The sequence below is a fragment of the Quadrisphaera sp. KR29 genome, from assembly GCF_052644995.1.
The window spans coordinates 201,841-219,226 of sequence record NZ_JBQXXG010000001.1 but is presented as its reverse complement, the minus strand read 5'-3'; the positions used below and the strand labels follow the sequence as shown (position 1 = coordinate 219,226).

Below are 17,386 nucleotides of genomic sequence, written 5' to 3'. Positions count from 1 at the left end.
CGCGGTCGAGTGGTGCTCGACACCCGTCCGGGTGGCGAGCCGGCGGGGCTCTCCAGGCGGGAGCGGTGGGTGCCGGTGGAGCGGTGAGCCGCCCACCGCGGCCTGCCCAGCTGGAGGAGCCCACCCGATGCGCCGACGGAGCCTGGCCCTGAGCGTCGTGCTGACCGCCACCCTGCTCGTGCCCGCGGCGAGCCCGGCCGCGCTGGCTGCCGAGCCGCCGTCCGCGCGCTCCCTGGACGACGTGCCGAGCACGCTGCTGCGCGGGGAGCTGCAGCTGGTGGCCGACGTCGAGCGCCCCGGGCCCGGCGAGCAGGAGCACGACCACGACGACGCCGGCGCGGTGCAGGCCAACCTGCTCGTGGGCGGGCTGGTGGTGCCGCTGGCGCCCAGCTCGGTCGACGGGGTCCCCCCGGGCTCGAGCCTCTTGGTCGAGGTCCCGGTCCCCGCCGAGGTGGTCACCGCCGTGGAGCAGGGCGACCCGGTGGCGGTCGAGGCAGACCCGGTGAGCGGTGAGGCCACCGCCGACACCCGCATCCCCGCAGCCGCCCTCGACGCCGCCACCGCCGTGCCGGCGCCGGCCGAGTCAGACATCGCAGCGGCCACCACCGTGGCGGCCGCCGCCGCCGCGGAGCCGGTGGCCAGCCAGGTCGTGACCGCCGAGGCGCCTGCCCCCGAGACGGCTCCGGCCGGGGTGGCGCACGCCCTCACCGTCGCCGTGGCCACGTGGCCCGGGCGGGCGGACGGCGGGTACACCGACTCCGTCATCGACCAGCAGATCCTCGCCACCTCGCAGTACTGGTCGCAGCAGACCGGCGGCGCGCTGGCCTTCGCCCGCAGCGGCGCGCCGGCGCGGTACACGACCGCCGTCACCTCGTGCGACTTCAACGCCCTCATGGCGGAGGCCGCGCGCAAGACCGGCTTCACCGCGGCGGCGGGCAAGCACCTGGTGCTCCTGCTGCCCAAGGCGGACTACACCGCGAAGGGCTGCTCCTACGGCCTCGGCACCGTCGGAAGCGGCACCAGCAGCGGCGGCATGCTCTACGCCAACGACAAGACCTGGACGGTGCTGGCCCACGAGCTCGGCCACAACCTCTCGCTCCTGCACGCCTCGGCGCTGAAGTGCTCCCCCCTGCGCCCCGACGCCGTGCAGCAGGGCTCTGCCTTCACCGGCTGCACCGTCCTGGAGTACGGCGACAGCACCAACGTCATGTCGGGCTCCGCGGGCGGCGGCACCGCCACCGGCAACCTCTCGGTGGTCGGCCTCGACCAGCTGGGGGTGCTCGGCGCCGACGCCTCGAAGGTCCTCACGGACAGCGGGACCACGACGTCGTCCCTCGCTCCCCTGTCCGCTCACACCGGGCTCCGCGCCCTCGTGGTCACCGACCCCCGCACCCGGGACGTCTACTACCTGGAGAACCGCCAGCCAGCGGGCCGCGACACCTACGGGTGGTCGGGCGGCGGCACGAGCAGCGTCACCTACGGCGTCCGCGTCCTGCGCCGCGTCGGTGCCGAGTCCGTGCTCGTCGACCCCACCCCGCACGCGCAGGCCGCCTGGTACACCTCCGAGGACACGGACAGGACCGTCGGCCCCGGCACCACGTGGACGAGCGCCGGCGGCGGGGTGCAGGTCCGCACCCAGGCAGCGGGGAGCTCCGGTGAGGTCAGCGTCAGCGTGTCGCTGGCCGCCGCGGACGACGCCCACTGGATCGACGAGGTCGCCGCGACCGCGATCACTGTCGACGCTGTCACGACGCCGCCGGTGGCGGGCACGCCCTTCACCCTCACGGGGACGGCGCGGACCATCGCCAAGACCGCGGCCAAGGGATCGATCACCGCTGGCTCCGGCGGGACGAGCCTCGCGACGGGCGAGGTCGGGGACGACGGCCGCTTCAGCCTCACCTGGACCCCGACCGGTGCCGGCGCCTCGACCGTCCTGCTCACGCAGGCGGCGGCCCCCGGTGAGCACCTCGGGGGGACGCTCACGGTCCCCCTCGCCACGTCCGCCGCGACGTCGTTGAAGACGCAGCTGGTCACGGTGCCGCTCGGCAAGGCCGCCGCGGTGGCCGTCACGGTCACCGGGTCGGACGGCGTGGCGGTGACGGGCGGGACCCTGACCGCGACCGTGCAGGGCGTGAAGCGCGGCTCGGTCAGCCCGTCAGCGGGCCGGGCCGCGCTGTCGCTGACCGGCCTCCCGGTCGGCACCCACTCCCTGGCGCTCTCCTACGCGCCGGTGACGGCGGCCAAGGGCAAGGTGCAGTACGCGCCGTCGACGGGCACCGCGACCGTGGTCGTCACGCCCCTGGCGTCCAGCCTCTCCGGCACCCTCGTCACCAAGGACGTCAGCGCCGCCGAGCAGGCGGTGGTCACGGTGGTGGTCAAGGCGAGCGGTGGGCCGACGCCGACCGGCACGGCCACCGTCAGCGAGGGCGACGTGGTGCTGGGCAGCGCTGCGCTGGTGGCCGGCAAGGCCGCGGTCACGCTGCCCAAGCTCCCCGCTGGGCCGCACGCGCTGACCCTCGGCTACGCGGGCGACTCCGGCACCGCCGCCTCGACCGCGGCGGGACCGGCGCTGGTCGTCGTCCCCAAGCCGGTCTCCACGATCAAGGCGACCGCGACCAAGGTGAGCGCTGGCGTGGCCAGCACGCTGACGATCACCGTCACCGCACCGGGCAGGCGCGAGGCGGCCGGCACGGTCACGGTCAGCGAAGGCGGTCAGGTCCTGGCCAGCGGCGACCCGGTCAAGGGCAAGCTCGTCCTCAAGCTGCCGCTCCTCGCCGCGGGCACCCACACCCTCGCCATCACCCAGGCCTCCGGCGAGACCGTGGACGGCGGTACCGCGTCGCTGGTCCTCGTCGTCGCCAAGGCGAAGCCGGTGGTGACCGGCGCCCTGGCGTCGACCACGGTCGCCGCCGGCCAGGGTGTCGAGCTGGCGGTCACGGCCACCTCGCCCGCTGGGACGCCGACCGGTGAGGTCCAGCTCAAGGAGGGGGCGACCGTCCTGGCGACCGCGACCCTCGGCGAGGGCGGGACGGCGACCCTGGCCGTGCCCGGCACCCTCAAGGTCGGCAAGCACACCCTGACGCTCGCCTACGCCGGCGACACCCAGTCGCTGGCGGCCACCGGCAAGGGCGGCGTCCTCACCGTGACGAAGGCGGTCTGAGCCCAGGAGCGAGAAGACGGCGCACGCACGACGCGGCGGCCGTGGTCCCCGGGAGCTGGAGCTCCCGGGGCCACGGCCGCCGCGCTGGTGCTGGTCCCGCGGATCAGCTCGCAGCGGTGAAGGTGACGGGCTCGAAGTCGACGCCGTGGACGTCCCACCCGTCGACCGTGTACTCCGTACCACCGGTGAGCGCACCGGTGGCGCTCCCGGCCCACGTGGTCGCGGTGTTGCCGCTCCCGGCCGCGGCCAGCTCGAGGACCACGACCCCCTCCGCGTCGAGCACCTTCACGTGGTTCAGGCCCGAGAGGCCCGTGCCCGTGAGCGTCACCGTGGTGGTGGTGATGGCCTCCTCGCCCTCACCCTCGACCGATGCGCTGCTCGTCGCCCCGCTGACCTTGGCCGAGGACGTCACCGTGAACTTCTTCTCGGAGACCACCTCGCCGCCCTTGGAGGCGGTGACCGTGTACTCACCGCTCATGAGCCCGTAGTCCTCACCCAGCGTGAGGGAGCGCGCCGTGGCGGAGTCACCGGTGAAGGCCGCACCACCGGCCTCGACGTCCATCCCGCTGGCGTTCTTGAGCGCGAACGTCAGCGTGTTGTCGAACTTGGTCCCCGTGACGGACACCTTCCGGGTGGCTGCGTCGTAGGAAGCACCGGAGATCGACGCGACCGTCGAGGACGCTCCGACGGTGACCTTCGACGTGAAGGTCGAGGCCGAGGCGTCCTTGGCGGTGATGGTGTACACGCCGTCCTTCGGGGCGGTCGTGAAGGCCTTCGAGACCACGCTCTTGCCATCGGTGCTCACGGTGAAGGTGGTCGCCACGGCGACGTTCGACGCGTCGACGACCTTCCAGGTGTTGAGGTTCTTGAGGTTCTCACCCGTGAGGGTGAACGTCTTCTTGGTCGCGTCGTAGCTGCCTTCCGCGTCGAGCTTCGAGTTGGTGACCGGAACCGTGTACTTGGCGGCACCACCGTCGGAGGTGATGTTCAGCAGCAGCGGAAGGACCTCAGCGGTCTGGGGCGGGACGTACACGGTGATCTGGGTGGCCGCGTCGTTCACGGTGTACCCGGTGGTCGGGTTCTCTCCGGTGGCAACAGCGAGGGTGGCGCTGCCGAGCTTGACCGAGGAGATGAAGTTGAGGTTGGTGCCGACCAGGGTCACCGTGCCGCCAGCCTTCTTGAGCTGCGTCGCGGAGCTCTCCGCGAAGCCCGTCAGGGTCGGCGCCTTGGCCTCCTTGACCGAGACCTTCACCTTCTCGGACGTGGCGTACGGAGTGGAGAGCACCAGGGTGCCGTCCCCCGCAGCCAGCTTGGCGGGGAGGGTGATGCCCAGCTTCAGGCCCTTGCCCTTGTCGTCCTTGCCGGTCGGCTGGGCGACCTTGACTGCCGTCTTGGTGCCGCTGGCGGAGGTGTAGGTGCCGCCGGTGACGTTCTGCAGGTCGGTGCCGGTGATGTTGAGCGTCGCGCCCTTCTGCGTGGAGACGACGTAGCCGTCCTCGCTCCACGTCGGCTTGGGGGTGGTGGCCGTGTAGCCGACGACGCCGGCGTCGACGGTGCCGCCCTTGGTGGTGACGACCACGTCCTGGTAGCCCGTCAGGCCCTTCGGGGCCACAGCGACGAGCTTCTTGCCGTCGTCGGAGGTGATGCTGGTGGCCGCCTTGCCGCCGACCAGCACCTTGACGGTCTTGGCGTCCCCGAGGAACTCCCCGTTGACGGTGATCGACCCACCGTCCTCGCTCGTCACCTTCTCGGCCGTGACGCCGCCTTCATCGGCGATGGTCGGAACTGCCGCGCCGAAGGTGAACGTCGGCGTCTTCGCACCGGGGGTGCCGGTGTCGGCACCGTCCTTCACGGTGATCGTCGCCTTGCCCGCGGCGAGGATCTTGGGGGTGACCACACGCACGACGCCCGTGGAGATCACCTCGACGTCGTCCTCGTCGACCACGGCCGTGGTGGGCGAGCCCTCCTTCGTGGTCGCCGCCACGGAGAAGGTGACGACGGGCTTGCTGAGCTCCGGCGCGTCGCCGTCCTCCTCACCCGGGGTGGATGTCGAGAGGTCCGTTCCCGACAGCGTGACGACGGTGCCGCCGGCCTGGCTGCCGGTGGCCACGGAGATCCGCGACAGCACCGGCAGCGAGGGGGCGTCGGCGGCGAAGGCGACGCTGCACAGGCTCGACAGGCCGAGGGTGATTCCGGTCGCGCCGGCGACAGCGGCGACGCGCAGCGCGAGGGTGCGCTTGGACATGGGTGCTCCTCGTTCAGGGCGGTGGGGTGGTGAGGCGGAGCGCGACGCCACCCGGTGGCTCCAGGTGGCTCGCGCTGACGAGCACGCGGTGCTGGGGACCGCGTCCCTCGTGCACCTGCCAGCGCGGCGCTCCGCCCGGCACCCAGAACGGTAGGAAGGGCGAAGGCCCCGCCACATCACCAATCCTGATGAAGACGCCGCCTCGGCTGCGGACGGTGTGCAGCGGCACGAGCCACGCCACGCGGGGATCGAGAGACCGTCCGGAGCGGGCCGTCAGGGCACCACGACGAAGGACTGCGTCCTGGCCATGATGAGCGGCGCACCCTCACCGTCGGGGGCGACCACTTCCGTCTGCGGCCAGTACCCGCCGGGGAACCCGAGCCACCCGTACTCCTGCTGCATGGTGCCCAGGCGCTCGCGGGAGTCGGGCCGGCCGGGCACCACCTCAGCGCCCAGGCCCATGAGCTGCTCGTAGCGCTGCTCACCCAGCGAGGCGACGTGCGTGGCCAACGGGTCGCTCGGCCAGGTGGCCACCCAGGTCCCCTCATCGGCGCCGAGGTCCGCCCCGGGCGCGAGCAGCGCCTCGCGCACGGCGAGGTGGTCGGGGTGCTCGTACTCCGCCGCGGCGCTGTCGCCGGTGCACGGGCGGTCGTGGCAGGTCCCGTCGTCGCCGGCGCGGTGGGTGCCGGCGTCCGGGGCGTCGTTGGAGTAGGTCGCGCCCAGCACCCGCAGCAGCGGCAGGTCCGGCAGCACGGCGCCGCGGGCGGCGAGCACCGAGGCGACGGCCCACCGCACCTCCTCGGGCGTGACGTCACCGTCGCCGGCGCTGACGGCCACGCGGGCGGAGCGCTGCCCCACCCAGGCCCGCGCCGTCGTCGCGGGGGGTGTGCCGGCGGGGTGGTCGACGGCGGGCTCGAGCCCGCCGGTGGCCGCGACGGGCAGCGCCTGCTCCGGGGGCGACTCGACGGGCTGGCCCGTGCCCTGCGCCCAGGAGCGCTCCAGGAAGCGCCCCCAGGAGTCCAGCCGGGCGTCGCGGCAGCTCTGGCTGCGCTTGCCGGACGGCGCCGGGGTCGGTGCGACCTCGCCGACCTGCGCCCACTGGTTGGCGGCGTACTCCCCCGGCTCGCAGTTGGCGGTGCCCTCACCGTCGGTCATGGTGAGGAAGACCGGGTAGGTGTCGGTCGACTCCGGCAGCGCCGCCCACGCCTCCAGCTCGTCGTCGGGGTGCGGGGTGACCACCAGCACGAGGCTCGTCGCCTGCACCTCCCCCGCCGTCGTGGCCGATGAGGACGACGACGACGGCGGCGCCGTCCGAGGGGCGCCCGCGGCTCCCGCGACGCCGCTGGTGCAGCCGCTCAGCGCCAGCGCGCCCACGAGCACGCCGGGTGCGAGCAGGGGCATCAGCAGGCGCGGGCGCACCCGGCCATGCTCACCAGCCCCGCGGGCGCGCGGGGCGGTTTGCCCGAAGAGCCCGTGGCCGCGGGGCGGTGTCCCTACCGTGGTGCGGTGAGCGCCGCTGTCGAGGAGCCGGCCCAGCCCGGCGAGGCGAGGACGCCCGAGCGGCGCACCGGGCAGCACCCTGCAGCCCCCGTCTCCGAGCGACGTGCGGCCCGGCTGTCAGGGCAGCGCCCCGGCCGGGTCGCCGGCGTCGACACCACCAGGGGCCTGCTGCTCATCGCCAGCGTCACCACCAGCAGCCTGCTGGTCCCGCCGGAGTGGTTCGACCACGCCCCGTGGATCGGCGTGCACCCGCTCGACCTCGTCTTCCCCGCCTTCGTGGTGCTCACCGGCGCCGGCCTGGGCTTCGCGCACAAGAACGGCGTGCGCGTGCCGCGCCTGGTCCGGCGGGTGCTCGTGCTCTTCGTGCTCGGTCTGCTCTACAACACCGCCGGTGACCTGGCGCAGGGCTACCCGTTCCGCCTGGAGACCGTGCGCGTGACCGGTGTGCTGCAGCTGTACGCGCTGCTGGTGCTGGTGATCGCCCTGCTGCACCTGGTGGTGCGCAGCTGTTGGGGGTGGCTGGCGGTGGCCATCGGCCTGGGCGCCGCGCACACGGCGCTGACGGCGCTGACCGCGGCCTCCTGCCCCGGCGGGCTGCTCACCCCGGAGTGCAACCCCTCCGCCGTGGTCGACGGGTTGCTCCCCGCCTCGCACCTGTACCAGCAGATGGGCGCCGGACACGACCCAGAGGGGCTCGTGGCGACCCTCGGCGCCTGCGCGACCGCCGCCGCCGGGACGGCCCTGGCCCACGCGCTCACCGCGGCACGCCGCACCTCCGACCGCCCCTCGCACGCGCTTCCGCGGCTGCTCATCATCGCGGGCGCTCTGGGCAGCGCTGCCCTCCTGGCCCACCTGCTCGTGCCGGACATGAAGCGGCTGTGGACGGCGCCGTTCGGGCTGGGCGTCGCCGCCGCCACGGTGGTCGTGGTCACCGTCGTGCACCTGGCGGTGGACGGTCGCTGGACCGCCGGCGCCGGGCCCGCCGCGGCCTGGGTGCGGGCGGCGCGGTGGCCGCTGGTCGCGCTGGGCCGCAACAGCCTGCTGGTCTACTTCGGCAGCCACGTCCTGGTGGACGTGCTGCGCGCCCGGCCGCTGCCCGACGTGCGAGGTGAGGCTGGTACGTGGGCGGAGCAGATCGGGCAGGCGACGTCTCTGCTCGGCGGCGTGCAGGTGGGGCTCACCCTGACGCTGCTGGCCGGATGGTGGGTGCTGGCGATGCTGATGCACCGCCGCGGCTGGTACGTCCGCGCCTGACGACCCGGGTCACCGCCGATAGAGCCGGCCGTCGGAGAGCCGCAGTAGCGCTCTCATTCCGTCATCACCTCTCTTCTGCGACCTCCCGGCGCTTGCCGTGGTCCTCACCACGGCGTGGTCGTGGTCGAGACGCCGTCATCATGCAGACGCCAGAGCAGCCGCCACACCGGCAGCCGGCAGACACCGCCGATCCGATGGTCCAGGGCCGCAGCACTAGGCCACAGGAAGTACCGGCTCGCGAGGTCCTTCAGGAAAACCTTCGCACAGGTCGACACGGTCCCTGCACCACTCACTGAGCGACCTGACCGAGGCCGTTCGGCAGCGCCCTTGTAGCGCCCAGGTGGCGGGTCGTTCTGCGATGACGAGGACACGCGTCGGCATCGCACGAGTGACCGCCTCGACGAGAGCCGAGACCATGCTGAACGCCCTGAAGGCCCCTACTCGGATGGCCCTCGCGACCTTCTTGACGGTAGGCGTCGCCATCCCGGTACAAGCTGCTGCGAGCAGTCCATGGCCCGAGTCGTCGGTGACGACAGCACTCAGCGGTGAGCTGGTCGTCGTCGAGCGCGCCAACATCCGCGATGGTGGTGCAGGGGGCGGGCACCAGGGCCACCAGCACGGGTCGCCCCCTCTGCCTCAGGAGGCGATGCTCGACGTGGACGGCACCTTGGTGCCGCTGGACCGATCGGTCCTCAACCGTGCCAGTGCCGGGGACACGGTCCGCGTCGTCGTCCCGGTTCCTAGCGAGATCATCCAGGCCGTCGGTGAGGGCAAGGCTGCTGCCGTCACCGTGGAGGGCCAGGACGCCGGTGCCGTGGAATCCATCCCGCTGATGACCTCCACCGCGCCGAGTGCTGCCCCGAGCACGGCCTTGAGTACCGTCCCGAGCGCCGCTGCGAGTGCTGCGGCCACCCAAGCCGCTCCGCCTGAGCTCACCCAGCTCGCTCAGGGCCGGGCCACCCCTTCGGCCGCCGAGACCAGCGCTGCGGTCACGACCGGCGCGTTCCAGGCCACCACCGGCGTCGCTGTCGAGACTGCCGCGGTGACGTCGAGCGCGGGAGCTGCAACGGCCGCGCCTGTCGAGCCCGCTCCCGGACCCAACGCTGAAACGGAAGTTCAGCCCACCAGGGTCCCTGCCGACCCTGGAGCCCCTGCTGCCGCCGAGGGCACGGTGGTCATCACCGCTGAGGACCTGGACGCCGCGCGTCAGCGCACCGCCGGTGAGGACTCTGACCTGTCAGCGGCGGTGGCCGCCGTCGCCGGTGCTGGCGCCGCGACCCTGAGCCCCTCCGCGACCCAGGTCGTCGCTGGCGCCCAGGTCGCTGCCGCTGCCACCACCCACCCCCTCACGATCGCGGTGGTCGGCTACAAGGGCACCACCGACGCCTCCTACACCGACGCTGCCGTGCGTGCCAACGTTGCTTCCGCCTCCTCCTACTGGAGCGGGCAGACCGCTGGGGCCATCGACTTCTCCACTGCTTCAATCACCCGCTACAACTCCACGATCGCCTGCTCGCCGTACTCCTACTCCTCTGCCTGGAACGAGGCGCGCACCCAGACCGGCTTCACCCCCGGCGCCAACAAGCACCTGGTGATCATCTACCCGCAGGCCGCCTACAACGACGGCTGCTCCTACGGCCTTGGCACCGTGGGCTCCTCCGTCGGCGGTGGAGGCTCGGTCTACGTGACCGACCTCAGCTGGTCGGTGCTGGCCCACGAACTCGGCCACAACATGTCCCTGCAGCACTCCAACTACCTGGCGTGCCTGCCGGACGTGATCCAGACCAGCACCGACCAGATGCCTGCCGGGTACACCAACGGCTACGCCTCCGGGTGCGGTGAGCAGGAGTACGGCGACGGCCTGGATGTGATGTCCTCCTCGGCCATGAACAAGGCCGCTGGCGCTTCCTCGGTGGCCCTTCGCCGCCTGGGCGTGCTGAGCACCAGTGACGGCACGGCTGCTGACCTGAGCAGCGCCGGGGTCTCCACCTACACCGTCACGCTCTGGGCACCCACGCCGGGCTGCGCTCGGTCAAGGTCACCGACCCCCGCAGCAACAACTCCTACTACATCGAGACCCGCGCCTACAACGGTCGCGACACCGCCGGGTACATGGGCGACGGCTCGAACATCCCCGGCAGCCCGTACTCCATGCAGTACGGCGTGCGAGTGCTGAAGGTCAGCCCCAACAAGGGCTCCCTGCTGCTGGACCCCACCCCCAGCAACGACCCCTGGGCCTACGACCTGGACCAGATCGTCAAGCCGGGCACTACCTGGTCCGCGCTGGGCGGCGGCGTGCAGGTGCGCACCTCCACCACCGCCTCCACGGCCTCCACCGGCCAGATGCAGGTGCTCATCTCGGTCGCCCCGACCGGCGCGTCCCACTGGGCCTCCAGCTCGGGTGCGGTGACGACGACGACCACGCTGAGCGCGCCGAGCTCGGCGCCCGTCGGCTCCAGCCTCACACTGAGCGGGACGGTGAGCGCCGCCACGGGCTCTACGGCCCCCACCGGAATGGTCAATCTGGCTGTGGGCTTCGCCAGCGCCACCGCCTCCCTGACTGCGGGCTCAGGCACCAGCTCGACCTTCAGCGCCACCTTCACTGCCCCTAGTGCAGGCACTCACTCCGCCAGCGCCACCTACGTCGGGACAGTTGACTACGCCGGGTCCAACGCGGGGAGCCCGATTACCACTACACCGGTGGTCGTGCCCAAGGCAGTGACGACCACCACGCTGGATGTCCTGCCCGCGCTCGTGGCCGGCCAGCCCGCCTCCATCACCGGCACGGTGACCGCGTCGGGCACCATGCCCACCGGCTCGGTGACAGTGAGCTTGGGTTCGTCCAAGGCCGCCGCCAACCTCAGCAACGGACGCTTCACCGTCTCTCTGACCCCTCCGGCGGCTGGCGCGGTCACGGTCCAGGCCGCCTACGGCGGGTCCACCGCCCTAGCGACCTCGAACACCAGTGCCAGCGCGACGGTGATGAGTCCGAGCTATGGCACCACCACCACGGTCATGGCGCCGGCGAGCACCACCGTCGGCACGAAGATCACGGTCACCGGGAGGGTGACCGCTGTGAGCGGCACACCCAAGGGGCGTGTGACCGTGACTGCAGGCTCAGCGACGGCCTCGGCCGACTTGAAGTCGGGGAGCTACAGCGTCGCGCTGACCCCGATCGCGGCAGGCGCCATGACCATGACCGCAACCTTCGCGCCTTCGGCGGCGCCCCACACCGCCAGCAGCGCACAGACGTCCATGACTGTCGCCCCGCGTCAGGTCAAAACGGTCACCACGGTGACGACGCCGAAGTTCGTCAGCGGCACAGCAAGCACAGTCACGGGTCGTGTCAGCGCTGCGGTCAGGGGCACCGTTCATATCCAGCTCGGTTCAGTCACGGTCACCGCCCCGGTCAGCAGCACCGGTAGCTATTCCGCGCAACTAACGCCGGGCGGGGTCGGCCCGCAACCCCTGACGGTCAGTTACAGCGGCGCGGACGCCGGGGCGGCTGTCTACTTAACCTCAGCAGTGTCCAAGAACGTGTCAGTGACTGCATCCACCCGCACCACGATCCAGCCGCTCCCTGCCGTTAGCGCGGCGAAGACGTTACTGACAGTCGAAGGCAGCGTGACTAGTGACGCCGGGCTCGTGTCGGGCACGGTGACCCTTACCAGCGGAGGAACCACTGCGCGTGCGGCGGTCAGTGAGGGCCGCTATCAGGGCTCGATTAAGCTCGATAGGTCGGGCGTTGTGACCGTTAGAGTGGCCTTTCTACCCGCTGATGGCTTCACTGGCAGCGCAGCGACCGCGACCACCACGGCGACCACCGCGCTGACGAGCGGCCGCTGAGTCACGCTGGTGTGGGAGATGTGCTCTGGGAGTACGACGCACGCGTATCGGGGACAGCACGACCGCCCGGGACCAATGTGGCTCATCGTAGATAAGAGTGCCAGACGAGCTGTCGCGTAGGACCCAGCACAGCAGAACGGACCGGGACCCGAAGGTCCCGGCCCGCTCAACTAGTTGCTCAATCCACGAACGCGACTTGCTGGAACTCAGAACTCCGAGTCGATGTCGACGTCGAGGCTCTTGGCGAGGTCCACCTTGTTGCCAGCCTGGTCCGCGAAGCCGTCCGAGAGGACGGTGATCTTGGCGGTCAGCTGTGCGCCGGCAGTGGCAGTGGTCGTGCTCGTCGTACCAGCAACCTGCTTCGGTGCGTCCGTCAGCGTGATGACGAGGACGTCGTCAACGGTCTCGTTCTTGTCGATTGCGGGAGACACGGAGGTGTCCTCCTCGTCGTCCAGAACAGCAGTGGCGTTCACGCCGATCTGGATCTCGAACGTCTGGCCGTCAGCGTCGACCACCCGCAGGCGACCGTCGGTGGCGAGGGCGTCCTTCATGTCCTCGCTGAACTCGAGGCGGATCTCGTCCCCAAAGTCCAGCGTCGTGGCGCCATCCAGAGGCTCGGTCGTGCCGTCCTCGTCTGCGTCGTTCACATTCTTGAACGTCGCGTCGGTGATGGTCGGAGCGGTGGTGTCCTTGTCACCGACCTGGACCGTGAAGGCGCCCAGCTTGGACCACTCGCTCTCCGCGCCGGTGCGGGAAACCGCCCGGACGTAGTAGACGTAGTCGCCGTTGTCGAGGTTCTCAGCCACGTACTCGGTGTCCGTGGCGCCAGCGGAGACTGCGGAGAAGCCCGTAACCGCCGTGTTGGCCGGCGTGGTCTCGGTGTCGTCCTCGTCCGCCTCGAAGATGCTGACCTCGTAGTCACCGATGAGGCCGTCGGCCGGGTTCGGTGCCGTCCAGGACAGCTTGGCGTCGTCAGCCTCAGAGGTCGACGTGCTGGCGTCGTAGTTGCCCACCTTGGCCGAAGGAGCGCTGGGCGCCTCCAGCTCGTCGCTGGTGACCTCGAAGTCGGACTTGTAGTCGCGGCTGTAGTCGGTGCCTTCGATGACGTCGCCCTTGCTGAGCGCCGCCTCGAACTGCGCCCCGCTCAGCGGCTTCGACGCCCCATCGACGTACGTGAAGGTGTCACCATCGGCGTAGTCGTAGCGCTTCGTGGTTCCATCGTTGTCAGTCGTGCCGGAGGCGTCCACGCCGACGAAGTAGTTCTTCTCCTTGTCGACGTAAAGCACGGTGACGTCGAAGGAACCATCCACGGCCTCGGTCGGAATCCAGCGGGTCGGCCCACCAACGCCGTGGGCCTCAGCAGCCCTCTTGTCGTTGTTGTTGGCCTTGGCAGGCTTCACCAGGTCCAGCGCGTTGTTGTCCGTGGAGTCGACGAAGACCACCGGGACAACATCATCGAAAGCAGTGCTGTCCAGGCTGAACTTGATGGTGCCACCCTGGGCCTCGACGTCCTCGACGAGCTGGACGTTTCCGGTCGTGGCACCGTTGACGACCTCGATGATGGCGTTTCCTGTGCCCAGGTCGTCGGCGCGGTTGTCCTTGTTGGCGTCCTTGAAGACCGCCACGCCGTCCTTGCCGATTGTGACGTTGTCAGCGGGCAGGAGAGCGATGGTGTACTTCGTGTCAGCCGACAGACCGGTGACCGTGAAGGTGCGCGAACCCTTGTTGGTCTCCCCAGCTGCGCTGGTGCTGACGTCCTTGGTCTCGCCACCCTCAGGCGCAACCTTGATGGACTGGTTCGACACCACGGTCTGAGCGGCCTTCTGAGCGGCCTCAACCTGGGCATCCGGCACGGCAGCCTTGCCACCGAAGACGAAGCCACGACCGGTCAGCTCGGAGGAGTGGTTCCTCAGGTAGGTCTCGGTCGCGTCCCAGCCCGCGAAGTGCAGGTTGAAGCCGGCCTTGCCGCCGAAGGCGGAGGCGACCAGGGAGTCAGCGCCGTTGTCGCGGCCGCCGCCCACCAGGATCGCGTGGTCCTTCTTGAAGCCCTCGGAAGTCTTGGCCCACTCGGCCACCAGGTTCGCGGTCACGGCGCGGTCAGCACCGGAGACGCGGGTGGTGATGGTCAGCTCCTTCTCCACACCCTCGGAGACGACGGCCTTGCCGCCGACGAGGATCTTGGTGTTGGCGCCGAGGTCACCGAGCTCCTTCTTGGAGGCCTCGGGCGCCTCGTCCTTCTTCACCAGGATGATCGGGTAGCCCTTGCCGTAGGCCACCGGGGAGACGGCCAGGGCGTCGGCGAAGGACTCGCCGGAGGCGACGAGCACCTTGGCGGGCTTCTTGCCGGCCAGCTTGGCGCCGGCCTCGGCGATCGCGGCGGCGGTCTCGTAGCGGTCCTTGCCGGACACGCGGTGGACGGTCTTGCCGTCGGCCTTGATGGCCTCCTCGACCGAGGTCGGGATCTTGGCGGTGCCGCCGACGAGCCAGACGTGCTTGGCGCCCAGGCGCTTGATCTCGTCCTGCGTCGCCTTGTCGGCGCCCTTCTCGTCGATGTAGAGGATCGGGGCGTTGGCCACGCCGGCCAGGTAGGAGGCGGTGAGGCCGTCGACGGTGGCGAAGCCGTTGACCAGGACGACGTTCTCGGTCTTGCCGGCGTCGGGGAAGGCGAGCTTGCTGGCCTCGATGGCGGTCGCGACGCGGTCAGCGCCGGCGACCCGGGTGTCGAACTTGAAGTTGGCGTCAGCAGAAGCGGCACCGGCGAGGGCGATAGCGCCACCACCGAGGCAGACCGCGAGAGCGAGCGTCCCCGCGGCGGTGCGCTTCGCCATGTTGCGAGCAGACATGTGAATGTCCTCCATGGAAATGAACGGAAGGGGACGCTGGTCCCCGGGTCAGGAGGACCCGGGGTTCCGGGTCTTCCAGATCCGCCGTCCGGCGGATCCGGACATTACGGACTGTGTTTCTTCCTCACCTCTCGGTGACGACATGGAAGAAGTTAGCCGCCCGCCTGCCCCGACTGTGGGATTTCCAAACATGGCGCGTGTCGGCGCGTCGCAGTGCGGCTCGAGAGGCCGCTGACCTGCGGTGACGCGGAACCACACCGTTGTGGTCCGCGCGTGTCGCGGCGGCGCCGCTGAGGTGGAGCGCGCCTCCCGGGAGCCGGAGGAAGCTCCCCCGATCGGCGTACGAGAACAGTGCCCTAGCGCGACACGCCACGGCGCGCGACACGCCCCAATCGACTCGCAGAACTTGTTGCGCCTCGCTCGTCACGCGAGTCACGGGAGGGCGGATATCGGCCGTTATCGGGACAAAGACGGACACAACGGCACGCGGAAGCTGTGGCTTTGCCCGGAACTGCCTGACTCGCGCCTCAGGCAACGACTCCCCAGCCCGTCAGGTGACGGTGGGTGACCGACCGTCACGCGACTCGAGCCGGCACAGGCCGCCGACCCACGGGCACGGCCGACACGCCGTGAGCCGCTGCAGGAGACGGCGACACGTGCCGATGACTCGTGCATGAGGCCTGAGCTGAGCGTCCGCACCGTCTTCGAGGGCTTCGAGACCGACGAGCACGTGCCCGCGCCCCGCCTCGCCGGCCTCCTGCGCCGCGTCCGCCTGCTGGTGTGGCCCCCGGCCTGCTCTCAGCCCCACCACTGAGGCGCCCGCTCCCCAGCCGCCTCAGCGCACGCCGTAGGCCGCAGCCGCCGTCGGCGCGGCCGCCGTCGTCGTCCTGAGGTCCTGCGGTGGCCTCAGCGGCGCGAGCCGCTGACCTCGAGCCGGCCCTCGCGGCGGTCGGCCATCCAGTCGGTCAGCTCCTTCTTCACCACCGGGGCCAGCAGGTACAGGGCCAGCACGTTGACGAAGGCGCACAGGAACAGGGCCGCGTCGGCGAAGTCGAGCACCGACGAGAGCGTGAGGATCGAGCCGAGCACGGTAAAGAAGAGGAAGACCACCTTGTAGATGAGCTCGGAGGTGCGGGAGCGCCCGAACAGGGTGGTCCACGCCTTGAGGCCGTAGTAGCTCCAGGTCACCAGGGTGGAGAAGGCGAACAGCGCGACCGCCACCGCCAGCAGCACCGGGAACCAACCGACCACCTCGGCGAAGGCGTCGGAGGTGAGCACCACGCCGTCGGCGCCGGTCTCCCCCGTGGCGGCGACCTCCTCGCGCGCGGCCAGCCAGGAGTCCGGCGCCGCGATGATGATGGTCAGCGCCGTCATGGTGCAGATGAGCACCGTGTCGACGAAGGGCTCCAGGGAGGCCACCAAGCCCTCGGTGACCGGGCGGCGCGTCTTGACGGTGGAGTGCGCGATGGCCGCCGAGCCCAGGCCCGCCTCGTTGGAGAACGCCGCGCGCTGCACGCCGATGATGAGCGCGCCCAGCGCGCCGCCGGCCACGCCCTCGGGGCTGAACGCGCCGGAGATGATCGAACCGACGGCGTCCGGCAGCGAGCCGAGGTTGACGCCGATCACGGCCAGGCAGCCGAGCACGTAGATGACGGCCATCGCCGGCACCAGGCGGCTGGTGACCCGCCCGATGGAGCGCATGCCGCCCAGGATCACCAGCGCCACGAGCACCGCGATGCCCACGCCGAGCATCAGCCCCGCCAGCGGGGTGCCCAGCGGGCCGTCGGCGCCGCCGGTGACGTTGCGCAGCTGCGCCACCGTCTGGTTGGTCTGGAACATGTTGCCGCCGGCCACGCCGAACAGCAGGATCGCCACCGCGTAGACGCCGGTCAGCGCCACCGACACCGGCCGCCCGAAGCGCGCGAAGGCCACCGGCAGGTAGCGGAACGGCCCGCCGGTGACGGTGCCGTCGGCGTGCTCCTCGCGGTACTTCACGCCCAGGGTGCACTCGACGAACTTCGTGGCCATGCCGAGCAGCCCCGCCATGATCATCCACAGGGTGGCGCCGGGACCGCCGAGGGTGACGGCCACGCCGACGCCGGCGATGTTGCCCAGCCCGACCGTGCCCGACAGCGCCGAGGTCAGCGCGTGGAAGTGCGGCACCTCCCCCGGGTCGTCGGGGTGGGAGTAGCGCCCGCGCACCAGCTGCAGCGCCGCCTTGACGCCGCGGGCCTGGATGAAGCCGAAGTACACGGTCATCGCGATGGCCGCGACCACCAGCCACAGGACGACGACGGGCACGCCCGTGCCGCCCGGCAGCGGCAGCTCCACGAACACCACCGTGGAGAGCGCCGTGCTGATCGGGGCGACGACGGCATTGACCGCGTCTTCGACCGCCGCGGCGGCTCCGGCTCCTGGGCCCTCGGCGCTCGTCATCGTCAGATGACAGCGGAGGTGGCGCGGTGCGGCAACCCCTCAGCGGCGATCCGCCCAGTCTCCATCGGCGCGGCTCCTCCGTCCTCGCGGAGAGGACCTTGG

General features: G+C 71.1%; 9 protein-coding genes. 5 read left to right on the top strand and 4 right to left on the bottom strand.

The features are described 5' to 3' along the window. The first annotated feature begins 127 nt into the window (after positions 1-127). Positions 128-3,160, top strand: coding sequence for an Ig-like domain repeat protein (locus ACUN9U_RS00905; protein WP_445483034.1), 3,033 nt, complete (start codon positions 128-130; stop codon positions 3,158-3,160). A gap of 103 nt (positions 3,161-3,263) precedes the next feature. On the opposite strand, the gene ACUN9U_RS00900 is transcribed toward ACUN9U_RS00905, so the two are convergent. Beyond that, on the bottom strand, positions 3,264-5,405 hold the full coding sequence (locus tag ACUN9U_RS00900; protein ID WP_445483033.1) for an IPT/TIG domain-containing protein: 2,142 nt from the start codon (positions 5,403-5,405) through the stop codon (positions 3,264-3,266). Between the two features lie 273 nt (positions 5,406-5,678). Then, positions 5,679-6,824 (bottom strand): hypothetical protein, encoded by a 1,146-nt coding sequence (locus tag ACUN9U_RS00895; RefSeq protein ID WP_445483032.1) that lies wholly within the window; start codon positions 6,822-6,824, stop codon positions 5,679-5,681. An 87-nt stretch (positions 6,825-6,911) separates the two neighbouring features. Between ACUN9U_RS00895 and ACUN9U_RS00890 the strand changes: the two genes are divergently transcribed. The 3 genes from ACUN9U_RS00890 to ACUN9U_RS00880 all read left to right on the top strand — a co-directional run bounded on the left by ACUN9U_RS00890 (position 6,912) and on the right by ACUN9U_RS00880 (position 12,005). After that, positions 6,912-8,159, top strand: a complete 1,248-nt coding sequence (locus ACUN9U_RS00890) for a heparan-alpha-glucosaminide N-acetyltransferase domain-containing protein (RefSeq protein ID WP_445483031.1) — start codon at positions 6,912-6,914, stop codon at positions 8,157-8,159. A gap of 1,171 nt (positions 8,160-9,330) precedes the next feature. Next, the gene (locus tag ACUN9U_RS00885; RefSeq protein ID WP_445483030.1) at positions 9,331-10,335 is read left to right on the top strand and encodes a hypothetical protein; all 1,005 of its coding nucleotides are present in this window, start codon (positions 9,331-9,333) and stop codon (positions 10,333-10,335) included. Further along, positions 10,272-12,005, top strand: coding sequence for a hypothetical protein (locus tag ACUN9U_RS00880; RefSeq protein WP_445483029.1), 1,734 nt, complete (start codon positions 10,272-10,274; stop codon positions 12,003-12,005). The genes ACUN9U_RS00885 and ACUN9U_RS00880 overlap by 64 nt, the downstream gene beginning before the upstream one ends. 206 nt (positions 12,006-12,211) lie before the next feature. Here the strand turns inward: ACUN9U_RS00880 and ACUN9U_RS00875 are convergent, their stop codons facing one another. Further along, positions 12,212-14,833, bottom strand: a complete 2,622-nt coding sequence (locus tag ACUN9U_RS00875) for a cell wall-binding repeat-containing protein (protein ID WP_445483028.1) — start codon at positions 14,831-14,833, stop codon at positions 12,212-12,214. A gap of 688 nt (positions 14,834-15,521) precedes the next feature. On the opposite strand from ACUN9U_RS00875, the gene ACUN9U_RS00870 reads away from it, so the two are divergent. After that, on the top strand, positions 15,522-15,662 hold the full coding sequence (locus ACUN9U_RS00870) for a hypothetical protein (protein ID WP_445483027.1): 141 nt from the start codon (positions 15,522-15,524) through the stop codon (positions 15,660-15,662). A 92-nt stretch (positions 15,663-15,754) separates the two neighbouring features. On the opposite strand, the gene ACUN9U_RS00865 is transcribed toward ACUN9U_RS00870, so the two are convergent. Further along, positions 15,755-17,284, bottom strand: coding sequence for an alanine/glycine:cation symporter family protein (locus ACUN9U_RS00865; RefSeq protein WP_445483026.1), 1,530 nt, complete (start codon positions 17,282-17,284; stop codon positions 15,755-15,757). Between the last annotated feature and the right edge of the window lie 102 nt (positions 17,285-17,386).